Source organism: Pseudomonas sp. St316, assembly GCF_018325905.1.
Lineage (GTDB): Bacteria > Pseudomonadota > Gammaproteobacteria > Pseudomonadales > Pseudomonadaceae > Aquipseudomonas.
In genome coordinates, this window is the sequence record NZ_AP021901.1 from 5380053 (window position 1) to 5395389 (window position 15337).

Below are 15337 nucleotides of genomic sequence, written 5' to 3' on the forward strand. Positions count from 1 at the left end.
ATGAGATGCGGGTCGGTGAAACCCACTAAATCGCTAGAAACGGCGTTCAAGCGTTTTTCAGGTAATTGGGGGCTTACATCACTTTGGCGCAGCGCAGGTCGCGCCTTTGTAAGTCATGGTGTAGGTGTAGTGCCGGTCCCAAGGCAGCGGTAGCCCGCTGGGGGCTGCCCATTCCGCGTAGTTGCCCGACATCGACCCCACGGCAACGACCTTACCCATGGCAATGGTCGCGAGATTGTTGGCGCTCCCTGCACCCGGCATTGGCACACTCCCGTTCCATTGGAGGTCTTCTCCGTTCTGGAACCATGCGCCCTTCCAGCCGGCCTGCGAGCTCGAGTACCAGGTGTTGTCTGCTTTGAAACAGATCGTTTGGTTGGCGAAAAAACCACCGCCCGGAACGTGGTAGGAAGCGAATTGCCAGGAACCGACAGGTGAGGTTTCAGCAATGGCTTGGATGGCCTGGGAGGCCAGGACTGCTGCGATCAGCACACTGAGCATTTTTTTCATTAACTGACTTCCTTTAGGTAAGTAGCTTTGTTGGGACGTTGATAGGAATCTTTATCGGAAGCACCTCACGGCACAGGCATTCCAAAAAGCCCGGTCGCCCAGGCTTTTCAGTAATGCGCTTAATCTTTCGGCGCGACTGGCGCGGTACGGATCCATTCAAATTGTTTTTCCGACCGCGGTCCCTGCCCGCCGGATAACTGCTTCTGGTGCTTTACGCTGCACACCCGGGTCAGTTGCCAACCCTCTGAACCGTTAAGGCCGGTTCATCGCTGCCTGTTGGTGGAACTAAAGAGCTTCGTTGCCAGCCGCTTTGTCGAGCGGCTTGGACATAGAATATGCATGGATGCATATACAGTCAATGCATAAATGCATTTATTTATGCGCGCGAAATGCACAAACGCATTTAACCCTCGTAAACACGGGTGTTGGGAGTTTTCAGGAGGCGAAAAAAAACCCGCACGGCGGCGGGTTTTATCTGACAGCGGGGGGGTTAGCGGGCGTACATGCCCCACCAGAAGACATGACCGAGGATGACGATTTGCTCATCCTGCATTTCCTGGAAGGTGTAGTCCTCGTCCGGATGTTCATCACGGTTGAAGCTGCGCAGGCGAATGCCAGTGGGCAGGCGATAAAGCTGCTTCACCCGCAATTGGCCATTGTGGTTGATGGCGTAGAGGTCACCGTCGACGATGTCGCCGATCCCACATTTACCTGCGTTCACCCCAACCGTGGCCCCGTCGCGCAGCACAGGCAACATGCTGTTGCCGCGCACCGTCACGCATTTGGCCTGGTCGAACTGCACACCGTTGTGGCGCAGGCTGCGCTTGCCGAAGCGCAGACTTGAGCGTTCGCTTTCCTCGATGACGAATCTTCCTGATCCAGCAGCCAATTCAACCTCGCGCAGAAAAGGGACCGAGACCTCGTCTTCCTCGACGGGTGTTTCGTCGTCCCACAGGCTTATGTCCTTGAGTTCGGAATGCGGCTCGTCGCGGCGGGCATTGCCGACGGGCACAACGTCCGCGCGCCCGCGCAGCTGGTCGGTGCTCACGGCAAAATATTCGGCGATCTTCGAGATGTGTTTATCCGAAGGGTCGACGATCTTGCCGCTGAGGATCCGCGAGAGGGTGGACTGAGGCACGCCGGTACGCCGGTGAAGCTCCGTGGGGGAGATCCCGTGCTGGTCGAGCAATGCTCTTAATACGGTAGAAACGTTGCGTTTTTGCATAACGCGCATAGTGCTTGTTCTTTTCGCAGAAGACAAATGCTGTTTTGCATAAACGTGCATATCAATGATGAGATCGCTCACATCTGGGGCGTGTCGGACCGCGTATTGAAGACGGCGGAGCCTTCAACATCAATACAGGCTGACTTACCGCTATCGCGAGCAAGCTCGCTCCCACAGAGGATCTGCGGTGGACGCGATGTCTATAACAACCCCGGAACATAGGTGGGAACGGGCTTGCTCGCGATGACGGCAGCGCATTCAACATCAATGCAAGATGATCCAACGCTGTCTCTGGCTACGTAGGGCAGCCAGCTTTTTTGTGAGCGCTTCGCACTCAAGCGGGAGCAAGCTCCCTCGCCACGGATCAATCCGAAATTTTCCCTACAACCTCATGGGAAATCGCCCGATCCGCGTCCTTCAATTGTGCGGCACCAGGCTACGTCGTCTTGCGCCTCTGCCTACAACTACGCCAGAATCCGCCGGCTTGTCCATCTTGGATCCCACCGGTACTTTGGTTCTCGTCACTGCCCATCAGTGATCGGGTTTAGTAGCTCGGCATCCAAGATGTTCATTGCTCCATTCAGTCAGGTATTCCTTCTCCTGCGCTCAATGGTAGCTGTGCGCAGGGCGCCCTCGGGTGCGCCGGTTTCTTGGATCCCCGGTCTACTAACCTGCGTACAGCTGCCACCCACTTCGTTTAGTAGCGAATCGGTGGTGGCTCTCACTTCGAGGATCCAAGAATCATGAGCAAGAACACGTCCAATCCCCCCACCCCAGACGATCACGTCTCCCGCAGCCAATCGGCCAACGCCAAGAAACTCGACGACGCGGCCACTCGCGCCCTGGACTATTACCTCAAACCAAAAGCCGACAAAGAAACCTGCGACACCCTCGACACCCTTTTCGTCATCGCCCCTAACGTCGATGCCGAATGCCTGCTCGCCAATCTCAGCGAAACCCTGGCCTCGACCAATGCCATGGTCAGCGACCTGGCATTCGACCTGAAGGGCTCGCGGCGGCATATCGCCCTGGGGGTCCAGCAGATGATCGAGCTGAGCCAGTTGCTCGCGAATCGAGCGTTGGATGTAGTCGATCCGAGGTAGGCATCCGTGATGCAAACCGGGATTTAAGAGAAGCCCGAGTAATCACTGTGGGAGCGAGCTTGCTCGCGATAGCGGTAGTTCAGTTACAACTAAGTTGTATTGGCTGCCGTCATCGCGAGCAAGCTCGCTCCCACAATTGGATCGGGGTACGACCGGGAGAGCCAGGTCGGCTATCAGACCGCTTCGCGAGCAAGCTTTGCTCCCACAACAGATTTGATGGGTGTACGACCGGGAGAGCCAGGTCGGCTATCAGACCGCCTCGCGAGCAAGCTTTGCTCCCACAACAGATTTGATGGGTGTACGACCGGGAGAGCCAGGCCGGCTGTCAGGCCGCCTCGCGGTGGACGTTGATCTCGGGCGCCCCATTAACCACGCTGGCTGAACGAAGGTGTTGCGCAGTGGGCAACCCGGCATGAATGCCGGGTTAGCCGCGCTGGGCCATGGATGGCCCTTCGCGGCGGCCCATGGAGCAATGCCTTCGTTCAGGCATGCCGAGCCTAGGCGAGGCACCGAGTGGTGGGGCAAAAGCGCTTTGGTTACTTTCGCCTGGGCCGGCATTCCGGCTTTTCGAAAGTGACCCGCCGTCAGGGCGGAACCATAAGCAGCCGTTACCGAAGAATCGGATATACACCCCGTCCAAAACCACTCACATATGGGTCGCCCCCGACCACCCATGTTAACCTTGCGCCCATCGCGGAAAAGCCCGGGCCGCCGCCCTCCTTTTGCCCCACACCTTTCAACGAGCTTGCCTGACACCGATGAATACAGCCGTGAACGACCTGTCCTCCCACACGCCGATGATGCAGCAATACTGGCGCCTGAAGAACCAGCACCCCGATCAGCTGATGTTCTACCGCATGGGCGACTTCTACGAAATCTTCTACGAGGACGCGAAGAAGGCCGCCAAGTTGTTGGACATCACCCTGACGGCGCGTGGGCAATCGGCGGGCATGGCAATTCCGATGTGTGGGATTCCTTACCACGCGGCGGAAGGTTACCTGGCGAAGCTGGTCAAGCTGGGCGAGTCGGTAGTGATTTGCGAGCAAGTCGGCGACCCGGCCACCAGCAAAGGGCCCGTGGAACGCCAAGTCGTACGCATCATCACCCCGGGTACGGTCAGTGATGAAGCCCTGCTGGATGAACGCCGGGACAACCTGATCGCCGCAGTGCTGGGGGATGAGCGCCTGTTCGGCCTGGCCGTGCTGGACATCACCAGTGGCAACTTCTCGGTGCTGGAGATCAAGGGTTGGGAAAACCTGCTGGCGGAGCTCGAGCGAGTCAATCCGGTGGAGCTGCTGATCCCGGATGACTGGCCCAAAGACCTGCCGGCAGAAAAACGCCGTGGCGTGCGGCGTCGGGCGCCGTGGGATTTCGAGCGCGACTCGGCGCTGAAAAGTCTTTGCCAGCAGTTCTCCACCCAAGACCTCAAGGGCTTCGGCTGTGAGAACCTGACCCTGGCCATTGGCGCCGCCGGTTGCCTGCTGGCCTACGCCAAGGAAACCCAGCGCACCGCCCTGCCCCACTTGCGCAGCCTGCGTCACGAGCGCCTGGATGACACGGTGGTGCTGGACGGCGCGAGCCGCCGCAACCTGGAACTGGACACCAACCTGGCCGGCGGCCGCGACAATACCCTGCAATCGGTGGTCGACCGTTGCCAGACCGCCATGGGCAGCCGCCTGCTCACCCGCTGGCTGAACCGTCCGCTGCGTGACCTGACGGTGCTGCTGGCGCGCCAGACTTCCATCACCTGCCTGCTGGACCGTTATCGCTTCGAGCAACTGCAACCACAGCTCAAGGAAATCGGTGACATCGAGCGGATCCTCGCCCGTATCGGCCTGCGCAACGCCCGTCCCCGCGACTTGGCACGCCTGCGCGATGCCCTCGGCGCCTTGCCCGAACTGCAAGTGGCGATGACCGACCTCGAAGCGCCGCACCTGCAGCAACTGGCGCGCACCACCAGCACCTATCCGGAGCTGGCCGCGCTGCTGGAAAAAGCCATCATCGATAATCCACCGGCAGTGATCCGTGACGGCGGCGTGCTGAAAACCGGCTACGACGCCGAACTCGACGAGTTGCAATCGCTGAGCGAAAACGCCGGTCAGTTCCTGATCGACCTCGAAGCCCGGGAAAAAGCCCGCACCGGCCTGGCCAACCTCAAGGTCGGCTACAACCGCATCCACGGCTACTTCATCGAGTTGCCGAGCAAGCAGGCCGAGCAAGCCCCGGCCGATTACATCCGCCGCCAGACCCTCAAGGGCGCAGAGCGTTTCATCACCCCGGAACTCAAGGCGTTCGAAGATAAGGCGCTGTCGGCCAAGAGCCGCGCCCTGGCTCGGGAAAAGATGCTCTATGAAGCGCTGCTCGAAGATCTGATCAGCCAACTGCCGCCCTTGCAGGACACCGCCGGCGCCCTGGCGGAACTGGACGTGCTAAGCAACCTGGCCGAGCGCGCGCTGAACCTGGACCTCAACTGCCCGCGCTTCGTCAGCGAACCGTGCATGCGCATCAGCCAAGGCCGTCACCCGGTGGTCGAGCAAGTACTGAGCACGCCGTTCGTGGCCAACGACCTGAGCCTGGACGACAACACCCGCATGCTGGTGATCACCGGTCCGAACATGGGCGGTAAATCCACCTACATGCGCCAGACCGCATTGATCGTGCTGCTGGCCCACATTGGCAGCTTCGTGCCGGCGGCGAGCTGCGAATTGTCCCTGGTGGACCGGATTTTCACCCGGATCGGCTCCAGCGATGACCTGGCCGGCGGACGTTCGACGTTCATGGTGGAAATGAGCGAAACCGCGAACATCCTGCACAACGCCACCGAACGCAGCCTGGTGCTGATGGACGAAGTCGGACGTGGCACCAGTACGTTCGACGGCCTGTCCCTGGCCTGGGCAGCGGCCGAACGCCTGGCGCACTTGCGGGCCTACACGCTGTTCGCCACCCATTACTTCGAACTCACCGTGTTGCCGGAAAGCCAGCCTTTGGTGGCGAACGTGCACCTCAATGCCACCGAGCACAACGAACGCATCGTGTTCCAGCACCACGTGCTGCCCGGCCCGGCCAGCCAGAGCTACGGCTTGGCGGTGGCGCAACTGGCCGGTGTGCCAAGTGAAGTCATTACCCGTGCCCGTGAACACCTGAGCCGCCTGGAAACCACCAGCCTGCCCCACGAAACGCCGCGCCCGACCAAAGGCAAACCGGCCGCACCGCAGCAAAGCGACCTGTTCGCCAGCCTGCCGCATCCGGTACTCGATGAACTGGCCAAGCTCGATCTGGATGACCTGACACCTCGTCGGGCACTGGATTTACTCTATACATTGAAGACACGGATCTAACACACAGGCTTTCAAGCTGTTAGAATCGCGCGCGGTTTGGGATGCTGCGAACTATTAGCCTGGTTCGCAGACTATCGCTCCCAAACCTGGCGACCCCACCGTGAAGGGGCTTCGCTGCCGCCGCCTGAGGAGAGAATTAGAAATGACCTTCGTCGTCACCGACAACTGCATCAAGTGCAAGTACACCGACTGCGTAGAAGTGTGTCCGGTGGACTGCTTTTACGAAGGGCCGAATTTCCTGGTCATTCACCCGGACGAGTGCATCGACTGCGCCCTGTGTGAACCGGAATGCCCGGCGAATGCCATTTTCTCGGAAGACGAAGTGCCGACCGGTATGGAGAACTTCATCGAGCTGAACGCCGAACTGGCGGACATCTGGCCGAACATTACCGAGAAGAAAGACGCGCTGCCTGACGCTGAAGAGTGGGATGGCAAGACTGGCAAGATCGCAGACCTGGAACGCTGATTACCATCGTTCGCTGAGAAGGCCCCTTGCGGGCCTTTTTGCTGCCTGGAACAAAATCGCAGGCAAAAAAAAGGGGCGGTTTGACCCGCCCACATTTTTTCCCTAATCCCTTTAATCCTTTTCATCATCCTGATGAATCGCGTCCTGCGATGTCCTTCCTTCCCATCGTCCTTGACGGGTGTGTCTGTCCGTCGACACAGGGCTGATATTAGTGTTTTCCCGGGCGAGTGCAACGCGGCTGATACAGGTGGCCGGCTCTGTCACACTACATTCATCAGAAAATTCCCCTTATAAATCAGTTAAATATAAAAATATCACGGCGTTTATAGCGGTCTGTCCCGCCGATGAGAAACCAATCGCTTACGTAACACTAGGCAAAGGCTTACACGCTAAATCTATAAATAGAATAAGCGTGGGAACACTCACCGGCCGCCCTCGCCACAAGAATGTGGTGCCCCCTGGACCACGGCCCATGCTCACAAACGAAAAAGCCCCGAACCAGTCGGGGCTTTTGCTGTTGCACTGAGCTTTATGTCACTGGAACAGCGACTCGCTCGACAAGCCGTTTTTCTCCAGGATCTCACGCAGACGCTTGAGACCTTCCACCTGGATCTGCCTGACCCGCTCACGGGTCAAACCAATCTCCAAGCCCACATCTTCAAGCGTGCTGCTTTCATGACCGCGCAAGCCGAAGCGGCGAATCACCACTTCCCGTTGCTTGTCCGTAAGTTCCGAAAGCCACTGGTCAATGCTCTGGGACAAGTCATCGTCCTGGAGCAACTCGCAAGGATCGGTCGGACGATCGTCGGTCAGGGTATCCAGCAGGGTCTTATCCGAGTCCGGCCCCAGCGAGACGTCTACCGAAGAGACCCGCTCGTTGAGCCCAAGCATGCGCTTGACCTCCCCTACCGGTTTTTCCAGCAGGTTGGCGATTTCTTCGGGTGAAGGTTCATGGTCGAGTTTTTGGGTCAACTCACGGGCAGCCCGCAGGTAGACATTCAGCTCCTTGACCACATGAATCGGCAACCGGATGGTCCGGGTCTGATTCATGATTGCACGTTCGATGGTCTGGCGGATCCACCAGGTGGCGTAGGTCGAGAAACGGAAGCCGCGTTCGGGGTCGAATTTCTCGACGGCGCGAATCAGGCCCAGGTTGCCCTCTTCGATCAGGTCCAGCAGTGAAAGTCCACGATTGACGTAGCGTCGGGCGATTTTCACCACCAGGCGCAGGTTGCTTTCAATCATGCGTTTTCGACCGGCCGGGTCGCCACTTTGCGACAGCCGCGCAAAATGAACTTCTTCCTCGGGGGAGAGCAGCGGCGAGAAACCGATTTCGTTGAGGTACAGCTGAGTGGCGTCAAGCGCCCGGGTGTAATCGATGTACTTATGTTGTTTAAGTGAAGCGGAGTGTTTGGATTTGGCACGAACGGAAGGTGGAGTCGCCCCTTCATCATTCGACATCGAATCCATAGCGATGCCGGTCTCCATAAGGAGAACCTCATCGTCGATGTCAAACTCCGGCACTTCTTTACTGAGAGCCATTGTTATAGTCCTTTGGTGAGTTCGACCTCAAGCTCAAGCGACGCCTTTATCCTTGGCAACGCTGGAGCCTGTTCCCTCTACGTGACGGAACAGGCTGACAATCAAATCAACGCCGTGGCAGGAATTGCAGCGGATCTACTGGTTTACCTTGTCGGCGAATCTCAAAGTGCAGTTTCACCCGATCTGTTCCCGTCGATCCCATTTCGGCAATTGTCTGTCCGACCTTGACCTGCTGCCCCTCCCGAACCAACAGCCTGCGGTTGTGGCCGTAGGCACTGACGTAGGTATCGCTGTGTTTGATGATCACGAGTTCGCCGTAGCCCCTCAAACCACTCCCGGCGTACACAACCGTGCCATCAGACGCGGCTAAAACAGGCTGTCCCAAATCCCCGGCGATATCAATTCCTTTATTCAAACTACCGTTTGAAGAGAATTTTCCAATGAGAACGCCATTAGAAGGCCATCCCCAGCCTGTCGGGGCGGGGCCTGCCGGAGGCATCGGAGCGGGGGCTGGTTTGCTCGCGACGGACGGTACTGTCGCCGTTTCAGCCCCCGCCGGCCGGCGAATGACCGTGGTTTTACTCGACGAAGAAGGGGTCGAACCCGACTGCGTCACCACCGCGGTAGGCGTTGAACCGTTACGGCCATCAAAGCGAATTGTCTGACCGGGGTGAATCGTATAAGGCGCAGGAATGTTGTTACGCGCCGCGAGGGCTTTGTAGTCCCAGCCGTAGCGGAAAGCGATGGAAAACAGCGTATCGCCGCGACGGACTACATATTGGCCGGTCGTTACTGTAGGACGTTGAGGTGCTGCACTGTTGCGATCGACAACCCGGACATTACTCGACGGCGTACTGGAACATCCGACCAGCAAAGTGCTCAAGACAAGGCCAGTCACCAGGCGCTGAAAGCTCGTGATACCCATACGCTGCGCAATGACTGTGAGACTCACCCGCCGCTCCCTTTGTGGTGGCTGAAAAATTGGAAACTGCCTGTCCAGGCAGAACTCATATAAATATAGCTGGCAACGACAGCGCCTCTATTAATGAAGCACAACGTGTCGCCGCACACGTTTGCTCGACGCCGTTGGACTCTGTTCAGCAAATCGGTGCCGCTGTAAGACACAGGCCAGGCCACGGAATTCAGCGTCTGTTTATAAATGCTCAGGCCAACGGTCCATTGAGTAACGGCACGAACCGTACCGCCCCCAGGACGTGTCGCGAAAAACCGTGTTCTTCACGCACGATCAGCATCAGTTGCTGGACTTCACCGGCGCCCACCGGAATGACCAGTCGTCCACCGGGGGCAAGCTGATCCAGCAGGGCCTGGGGTACATCGGTGGCCACCGCGGTCACAATGATGCCGTTGTACGGCGCCAGAGCCGGCCATCCCTCCCAGCCATCGCCCCAGCGAAACACCACGTTGCGCAGGTTCAACTCAACCAGGCGTTCCTTGGCGCGATCCTGCAGTACCTTGATCCGCTCTACGGAAAACACCCGCTCGACCAGTTGCGACAACACCGCCGTCTGGTAACCCGAGCCGGTACCGATCTCCATCACCTTGTCCAGCGGCCCCGCCTCCAACAGCAACTCGCTCATGCGGGCCACCATGTATGGCTGGGAAATGGTCTGGTTGTGGCCGATCGGCAACGCCGTGTCTTCATAGGCGCGATGCGCCAGGGCTTCATCGACGAACAGATGGCGCGGTGTGCGGCGAATCACTTCCAACACCTGGGCGTTGGACAAGCCTTCTTCGTAGAGACGCTGGATCAGTCGTTCACGGGTGCGCTGGGAGGTCATGCCGATTCCGCGGCGCAGCATATCGTCTTGCTCACGAGCCATCAGCGCAGCCCCTCCAGCCAGCCATCGAGATGTCCAAAGGCGTCGTTGAAGGTGCGGTCCAGTTGCAACGGCGTGATCGAGACATAACCTTGCATCACCGCATGGAAATCAGTGCCCGGCCCACCGTCCTCGGCATCACCGGCCGCAGCGATCCAGTAACCGGCCTTGCCGCGCGGGTCGACGACGTGCATCGGCTTGGCGGCGCGGGCACGATGGCCCAGGCGAGTGAGCTGGATGCCACGGATGTGATCGAGTGGAAGGTTGGGGATATTCACGTTCAGCACGGTGCGTGGCGGCAGGTCCAGCTCGCCATGGGCTTCGACCAGTTTACGGGCGAAGTAGGCGGCGGTAGGCAAGTTGTCGACCTGGCGTGAAACAAACGAAAAGGCAAACGAAGGCTTTTCCAGGAAGCGCCCCTCCAGGGCCGCGGCGACCGTGCCGGAATAAAGCACATCATCCCCCAGGTTGGCGCCCAGGTTGATCCCCGATACCACCATGTCCGGCTCTCGCTCCAGCAGGCCGTTGAGGCCCAGGTGCACGCAATCGGTCGGTGTTCCGTTGAGGCTGATGAAACCGTTATCCAGGTAGCAGGGGTGCAACGGACGGTCGAGCGTCAGCGAGCTGCTGGCGCCGCTTTTGTCCTGGTCCGGGGCGATGACCACGCACTCGGCAAAATCCGCCAGCGCAGCATAAAGCGCGGCAAGACCGGGTGCAGTCACCCCGTCGTCGTTAGAAATCAGAATACGCATGGGCTGTCCGTCTGCCCCACCGGCACCAGATCGACGAGTTCGCGCACCAAGACAGTGGCGAAACATCCGGCCGGCAGGACGAATTCCAGTTGCAGAATGTCAGGCGAGGGATAATGCCACGACAGCCCGCCAATGGGCAGTCGCAGGATGCGACGTTCGTGACTCATTCCCGCGTTTATCAACCAGTCGCGTAAATCGGCTTCGCCTGCGGCGATGGCTTGTTCCAGTTCGAACGTCGCACCGGCGGCAGGCGAAGGCCCCTCGCCCCACTGCGGCCCGGTCGGATGCACGTCGAGGATCGCCAGGCGCGGGTCGCTGCACTCAGCCTCGCCGGCCGGGAAGAAACTGCGACTGTCGGTGAAGGCGAGCAAATCGCCCACCTGGGCTTGCTGCCAGGTACCGTCGGCGACCCGCGCCGCCAGCACCCGGTTGAACAGAAAACTGCGGGCGGTGGATAACAGACGCGAGCGCACATTGCGCTGTTCCGGCAACGCCTTGCGCGCCGCCCAGGCCCGGGCATCGACGACATTGCCGCCGTCGTGGCCGAAACGCTGGGCGCCAAAATAGTTGGGGATGCCCTGGCGGACAATCTGTTGTAGACGCGCATCGATCGCCGCCGCGTCGCCCGTAAACTGGGTCAGGCGCAAGGTAAAGCCATTGGCCGAGTGCGCGCCGCGTTGCAGCTTGCGCCTGTGGCGTGCGGTCTTTAGGATCTTCAGCGTGTCGTTCTCTGCCGCCGACAGGTCCGGATCGGCCTTGCCCGGCAACTGAACGCTGAACCACTGGCGGGTCAGGGCCTGGCGGTCCTTGAGCCCGGCGTAGCTGACGGTGCGCAACGGCACGCCGGCAGCCTTGGCGATTCGCCGGGCCGCTTCTTCGGTGTTCAAGCCACGCTTTTCAACCCAGATCCACAGGTGCTCGCCATCGCCGGTCAACGGGATGTCGAGCACTTCATCGACCTGGAAGTCTTCAGCGGTGGCTTTGAGTACCGCGCGACCCAGTGACTCGCCGTAGGCACGTGGCCCCAACAATTCCAATTCGGTCATGAGCGCAGCAACAAGGCGATGGAATGGACGGCAATGCCTTCTTCGCGACCGACGAAGCCAAGCTTCTCGGTGGTGGTGGCTTTCACGTTCACTTGGTCCAACTCAACTTGAAGATCCTCGGCGATCGACTGGCGCATCGCTTCGATGTGCGGCGCCATCTTGGGGGCCTGGGCAACGATGGTGTTATCGACATTGCCGACTTTCCAGCCCTTGGCATGGATCAGCGAGACCACATGACGCAGCAGCACGCGGCTGTCGGCGCCCTTGAATTGCGGGTCGGTGTCGGGGAAGTGTTTGCCTATGTCACCCAGGGCAGCCGCGCCGAGCAAGGCATCGCTCAAGGCGTGCAGCAGGACATCACCGTCAGAATGCGCGAGCAGCCCGAAGCCGTGTGCGATCCGCACGCCGCCCAGGGTAATGAAGTCGCCTTCAGCGAAACGGTGAACATCGTAGCCGTGGCCAATACGCATAAAAAAACGCCCCGATTTTTGTCAGGGCGTGATTCTACCTGCATTAGGCGTTTAGAGCGCGCGCATGATGCTGTAAGTGGTCAACAATGAAGCTGGCAATGAAGAAATAACTGTGGTCGTAGCCCGGTTGCAGGCGCAGTTGCAACGGATGGTTGGCAGTCTTGGCCGCTTGTTGCAGGGCTTCGGGCTTGAGCTGGTTGGCCAGGAAATCATCGCGATCGCCTTGGTCCACCAACAGGGGCAGCTTTTCCTGGGCCTCGGCAATCAAGGCGCAGGCATCCCATTCACGCCATTTCGAACGGTCTTCCCCCAGGTAACGAGAGAAAGCCTTCTGGCCCCAAGGGCAATCCATCGGATTGTTGATCGGCGAAAAAGCCGACACCGAACGGTAACGCCCCGGGTTGCGCAAGGCGCAGACCAGCGCGCCATGACCGCCCATGGAATGACCACTGATGCCACGCCTGTCCGAAGCCGGGAAATGCGCTTCGACGAGTGCCGGCAATTCCTGCACCACGTAGTCATGCATCCGATAGTGCCGTGCCCACGGATCCTGCGTGGCGTTCAGATAAAAGCCCGCCCCCAGGCCGAAGTCCCAGGCACCGTCCGGATCGCCCGGCACATCGGCGCCACGGGGGCTGGTGTCTGGCGCAACGATGATCAGGCCCAACTCGGCGGCCATGCGCTGGGCACCGGCCTTTTGCATGAAGTTCTCGTCGGTGCAGGTCAGCCCGGACAACCAATACAGCACGGGCAACTTGCCGCCCTGCTCGGCTTGCGGCGGCAGGTACACGGCAAACACCATGTCACAACCGAGCACTTCGGAACGGTGCCGGTAACGTTTGTGCCAGCCGCCGAAACTTTTCTGGCAGGAGATGTTTTCCAGACTCATGACCGACCTCAGAAATGGATAACGGTACGGATGCTCTTGCCTTCATGCATCAGGTCGAACGCCTTGTTGATATCTTCCAGGCCCATGGTGTGGGTGATGAAAGTATCCAGCGGGATCTCGCCCGTCTCGGCCATTGCCACATAGCTTGGCAACTCGCTGCGACCGCGCACGCCACCAAAGGCCGAACCGCGCCAGACGCGCCCGGTCACCAACTGGAAGGGACGGGTGGCGATTTCCTGGCCAGCGCCGGCCACACCGATGATCACCGACTCGCCCCAACCTTTGTGGCAGCATTCCAGCGCAGCGCGCATCAACTGGACATTGCCGATGCATTCGAAGGAGAAGTCCACGCCGCCGTCAGTCATGTCCACAATGACTTCCTGGATCGGACGGTCGAAATCTTTCGGGTTGACGCAATCGGTGGCGCCCAGCTGCCTGGCGATTTCGAACTTGGCCGGGTTGATGTCGATGGCAATGATGCGCGCGGCCTTGGCCTTCACGGCACCAATCACCGCCGACAGGCCGATGCCGCCCAGGCCGAAGATCGCCACGGTGTCACCCGGCTTGACCTTGGCGGTGTTGAGTACCGCGCCGATACCGGTGGTGACGCCGCAACCCAGCAGGCAGACTTTTTCCAGCGGGGCTTCTTTTTGAATCTTCGCGACGGAGATTTCCGGCAGCACGGTGTACTCCGAGAACGTCGAGGTGCCCATGTAGTGGAAAATCGTCTCGCCCTTGTAGGAAAAGCGCGAAGTGCCATCTGGCATCAGGCCTTTGCCCTGGGTGGCGCGAATCGCCTGGCAGAGGTTGGTCTTGCCCGACTTACAGAATTTGCACTGGCCGCACTCCGGCGTGTACAGCGGGATCACATGGTCCCCCACCGCGACCGAGGTCACGCCTTCGCCGATGGCTTCGACAATGGCGCCGCCTTCATGACCGAGGATCGACGGGAAGATCCCTTCCGGGTCGGCGCCCGACAAGGTGTAGGCGTCGGTGTGGCAGACACCGGAAGCCACCACGCGCAACAGCACTTCGCCCGCCTTGGGCATGGCGACGTCGACTTCAACGATTTCCAGGGGTTTCTTGGCCTCGAAGGCAACGGCAGCGCGCGACTTGATCATTCGGACTCTCCAGCAAATAAAAACAAGACCGGGAGTGTAATCCTTCGCTGGACGATGAATAATCCAATCAAAAGCAAAACATTATTGCCGTACAGGGATAATCCTTCATGTCCGATAACCGCTGGGAAGGGATCGACGAATTCGTCGCCGTGGCCGAATGCAGTCAATTCACTGCCGCAGCCGAACGCCTCGGGGTTTCTTCCTCCCACATCAGCCGGCAAATCGTACGACTTGAAGAGCGATTGCAGACACGATTGCTCTACCGCAGCACCCGGCGGGTCACCCTCACCGAGGCCGGCCAGACGTTTTTGCAGCATTGCCAACGCCTGCAGGACGGACGCGAGGAAGCACTGCGGGCGGTAGGCGATCTCACCAGCGAACCCAAGGGCATGCTGCGAATGACCTGTGCCGTGGCCTATGGCGAACGATTTATCGTGCCCCTGGTGACGAGTTTCATGGGGCTGTACCCGCAGTTGCGGGTAGACATCGAACTGAGCAACCGCCCTCTGGACCTGGTGCATGAAGGCCTGGACCTGGCGATTCGCCTGGGTCGCTTGCAGGACTCGCGCCTGGTCGCCACGCGCCTGGCGCCGCGGCGCATGTATCTGTGCGCTTCACCCTCTTATCTGGAACGTTATGGGCGGCCCCATAGCTTGTCGGAATTGAGCCGCCACAACTGCCTGATCGGCAGTTCCGACATTTGGCAACTGGAGCAGAACGGGCGGGAATTTTCCCAGCGGGTACAGGGAAACTGGCGCTGCAACAGTGGGCAAGCGGTGCTCGATGCAGCGTTGCAAGGGGTGGGGTTGTGCCAACTGCCGGATTATTACGTGCTGGAGCATTTGCACAGTGGTGCATTGATCTCGCTGCTGGAGGCACATCAGCCGCCGAATACGGCGGTGTGGGCGTTGTACCCGCAGCAGCGGCATCTGTCGCCGAAGGTGCGCAAGTTGGTGGATTATTTGAAGGAAGGGTTGGCGCAGCGGCCGGAGTATCGGGGATAGCACTGATTGTTCGGGTTGCCTGAGCGATTGCTATCG

14 protein-coding genes are annotated in these 15337 nt (G+C 59.5%); 4 read left to right on the plus strand and 10 right to left on the minus strand.

Annotated elements, in window-relative coordinates; all coding sequences use genetic code 11:
* Positions 1–78 precede the first annotated feature (78 nt).
* Positions 79–507, minus strand: a complete 429-nt coding sequence (locus tag KI237_RS24065; RefSeq protein WP_212797351.1) for a hypothetical protein — start codon at positions 505–507, stop codon at positions 79–81.
* 490 nt (positions 508–997) lie between these two features.
* Positions 998–1732, minus strand: a complete 735-nt coding sequence (locus KI237_RS24070; RefSeq protein ID WP_028237204.1) for a LexA family transcriptional regulator — start codon at positions 1730–1732, stop codon at positions 998–1000.
* 743 nt (positions 1733–2475) lie between these two features.
* Here KI237_RS24070 and KI237_RS24075 point away from each other — a divergent pair.
* From KI237_RS24075 to fdxA, 3 genes are all read left to right on the plus strand, one after another.
* The gene (locus tag KI237_RS24075) at positions 2476–2835 is read left to right on the plus strand and encodes a DUF6124 family protein (protein WP_212797352.1); all 360 of its coding nucleotides are present in this window, start codon (positions 2476–2478) and stop codon (positions 2833–2835) included.
* A 770-nt stretch (positions 2836–3605) separates the two neighbouring features.
* Complete coding sequence (mutS, locus tag KI237_RS24080; RefSeq protein ID WP_212797353.1) at positions 3606–6173, plus strand: DNA mismatch repair protein MutS; 2568 nt, start codon at positions 3606–3608, stop codon at positions 6171–6173.
* A 142-nt stretch (positions 6174–6315) separates the two neighbouring features.
* A complete protein-coding gene (gene fdxA, locus KI237_RS24085) occupies positions 6316–6639 on the plus strand; it encodes a ferredoxin FdxA (RefSeq protein ID WP_212797354.1) in 324 nt (107 codons plus the stop codon).
* Positions 6640–7173: 534 nt separating this feature from the next.
* Here the strand turns inward: fdxA and rpoS are convergent.
* The 8 genes from rpoS to KI237_RS24125 form a co-directional block, all read right to left on the minus strand.
* Positions 7174–8181, minus strand: coding sequence for an RNA polymerase sigma factor RpoS (rpoS, locus tag KI237_RS24090; RefSeq protein ID WP_003198289.1), 1008 nt, complete (start codon positions 8179–8181; stop codon positions 7174–7176).
* 106 nt (positions 8182–8287) lie between these two features.
* Positions 8288–9133 carry a peptidoglycan DD-metalloendopeptidase family protein gene (locus tag KI237_RS24095; RefSeq protein WP_212797355.1) on the minus strand — a complete coding sequence of 282 codons (846 nt, stop codon included), beginning with the start codon at positions 9131–9133 and terminating at the stop codon, positions 8288–8290.
* 211 nt (positions 9134–9344) lie between these two features.
* On the minus strand, positions 9345–9980 hold the full coding sequence (locus tag KI237_RS24100) for a protein-L-isoaspartate(D-aspartate) O-methyltransferase (protein WP_170862085.1): 636 nt from the start codon (positions 9978–9980) through the stop codon (positions 9345–9347).
* A gap of 41 nt (positions 9981–10021) precedes the next feature.
* Positions 10022–10771 carry a 5'/3'-nucleotidase SurE gene (gene surE, locus KI237_RS24105; protein ID WP_212797356.1) on the minus strand — a complete coding sequence of 250 codons (750 nt, stop codon included), beginning with the start codon at positions 10769–10771 and terminating at the stop codon, positions 10022–10024.
* On the minus strand, positions 10759–11817 hold the full coding sequence (gene truD, locus KI237_RS24110; protein ID WP_212797357.1) for a tRNA pseudouridine(13) synthase TruD: 1059 nt from the start codon (positions 11815–11817) through the stop codon (positions 10759–10761). Before truD ends, surE begins: the two co-directional genes overlap by 13 nt.
* Positions 11814–12287, minus strand: a complete 474-nt coding sequence (gene ispF, locus KI237_RS24115) for a 2-C-methyl-D-erythritol 2,4-cyclodiphosphate synthase (protein WP_212797358.1) — start codon at positions 12285–12287, stop codon at positions 11814–11816. Before ispF ends, truD begins: the two co-directional genes overlap by 4 nt.
* A 43-nt stretch (positions 12288–12330) precedes the next feature.
* On the minus strand, positions 12331–13176 hold the full coding sequence (fghA, locus tag KI237_RS24120) for an S-formylglutathione hydrolase (protein ID WP_212797359.1): 846 nt from the start codon (positions 13174–13176) through the stop codon (positions 12331–12333).
* 8 nt (positions 13177–13184) lie between these two features.
* Entirely contained in the window at positions 13185–14297 is a 1113-nt protein-coding gene (locus tag KI237_RS24125; RefSeq protein WP_212797360.1) for an S-(hydroxymethyl)glutathione dehydrogenase/class III alcohol dehydrogenase, read from the minus strand.
* A 107-nt stretch (positions 14298–14404) separates the two neighbouring features.
* Between KI237_RS24125 and KI237_RS24130 the strand changes: the two genes are divergently transcribed.
* On the plus strand, positions 14405–15301 hold the full coding sequence (locus KI237_RS24130; RefSeq protein ID WP_212797361.1) for a LysR substrate-binding domain-containing protein: 897 nt from the start codon (positions 14405–14407) through the stop codon (positions 15299–15301).
* The last annotated feature ends 36 nt before the right edge of the window (positions 15302–15337 follow it).

Excerpts from the sequence above, each read along its gene's own strand:
- KI237_RS24065 (WP_212797351.1), bottom strand. The coding sequence starts at position 507 with ATGAAAAAAATGCTCAGTGTGCTGATCGCAGCAGTCCTGGCCTCCCAG.
- KI237_RS24070 (WP_028237204.1), bottom strand. The coding sequence starts at position 1,732 with ATGCAAAAACGCAACGTTTCTACCGTATTAAGAGCATTGCTCGACCAG.
- KI237_RS24075 (WP_212797352.1), top strand. The coding sequence starts at position 2,476 with ATGAGCAAGAACACGTCCAATCCCCCCACCCCAGACGATCACGTCTCC.
- fdxA (WP_212797354.1), top strand. The coding sequence starts at position 6,316 with ATGACCTTCGTCGTCACCGACAACTGCATCAAGTGCAAGTACACCGAC.
- rpoS (WP_003198289.1), bottom strand. The coding sequence starts at position 8,181 with ATGGCTCTCAGTAAAGAAGTGCCGGAGTTTGACATCGACGATGAGGTT.
- KI237_RS24100 (WP_170862085.1), bottom strand. The coding sequence starts at position 9,980 with ATGACCTCCCAGCGCACCCGTGAACGACTGATCCAGCGTCTCTACGAA.
- surE (WP_212797356.1), bottom strand. The coding sequence starts at position 10,771 with ATGCGTATTCTGATTTCTAACGACGACGGGGTGACTGCACCCGGTCTT.
- truD (WP_212797357.1), bottom strand. The coding sequence starts at position 11,817 with ATGACCGAATTGGAATTGTTGGGGCCACGTGCCTACGGCGAGTCACTG.
- ispF (WP_212797358.1), bottom strand. The coding sequence starts at position 12,287 with ATGCGTATTGGCCACGGCTACGATGTTCACCGTTTCGCTGAAGGCGAC.
- fghA (WP_212797359.1), bottom strand. The coding sequence starts at position 13,176 with ATGAGTCTGGAAAACATCTCCTGCCAGAAAAGTTTCGGCGGCTGGCAC.
- KI237_RS24125 (WP_212797360.1), bottom strand. The coding sequence starts at position 14,297 with ATGATCAAGTCGCGCGCTGCCGTTGCCTTCGAGGCCAAGAAACCCCTG.
- KI237_RS24130 (WP_212797361.1), top strand. The coding sequence starts at position 14,405 with ATGTCCGATAACCGCTGGGAAGGGATCGACGAATTCGTCGCCGTGGCC.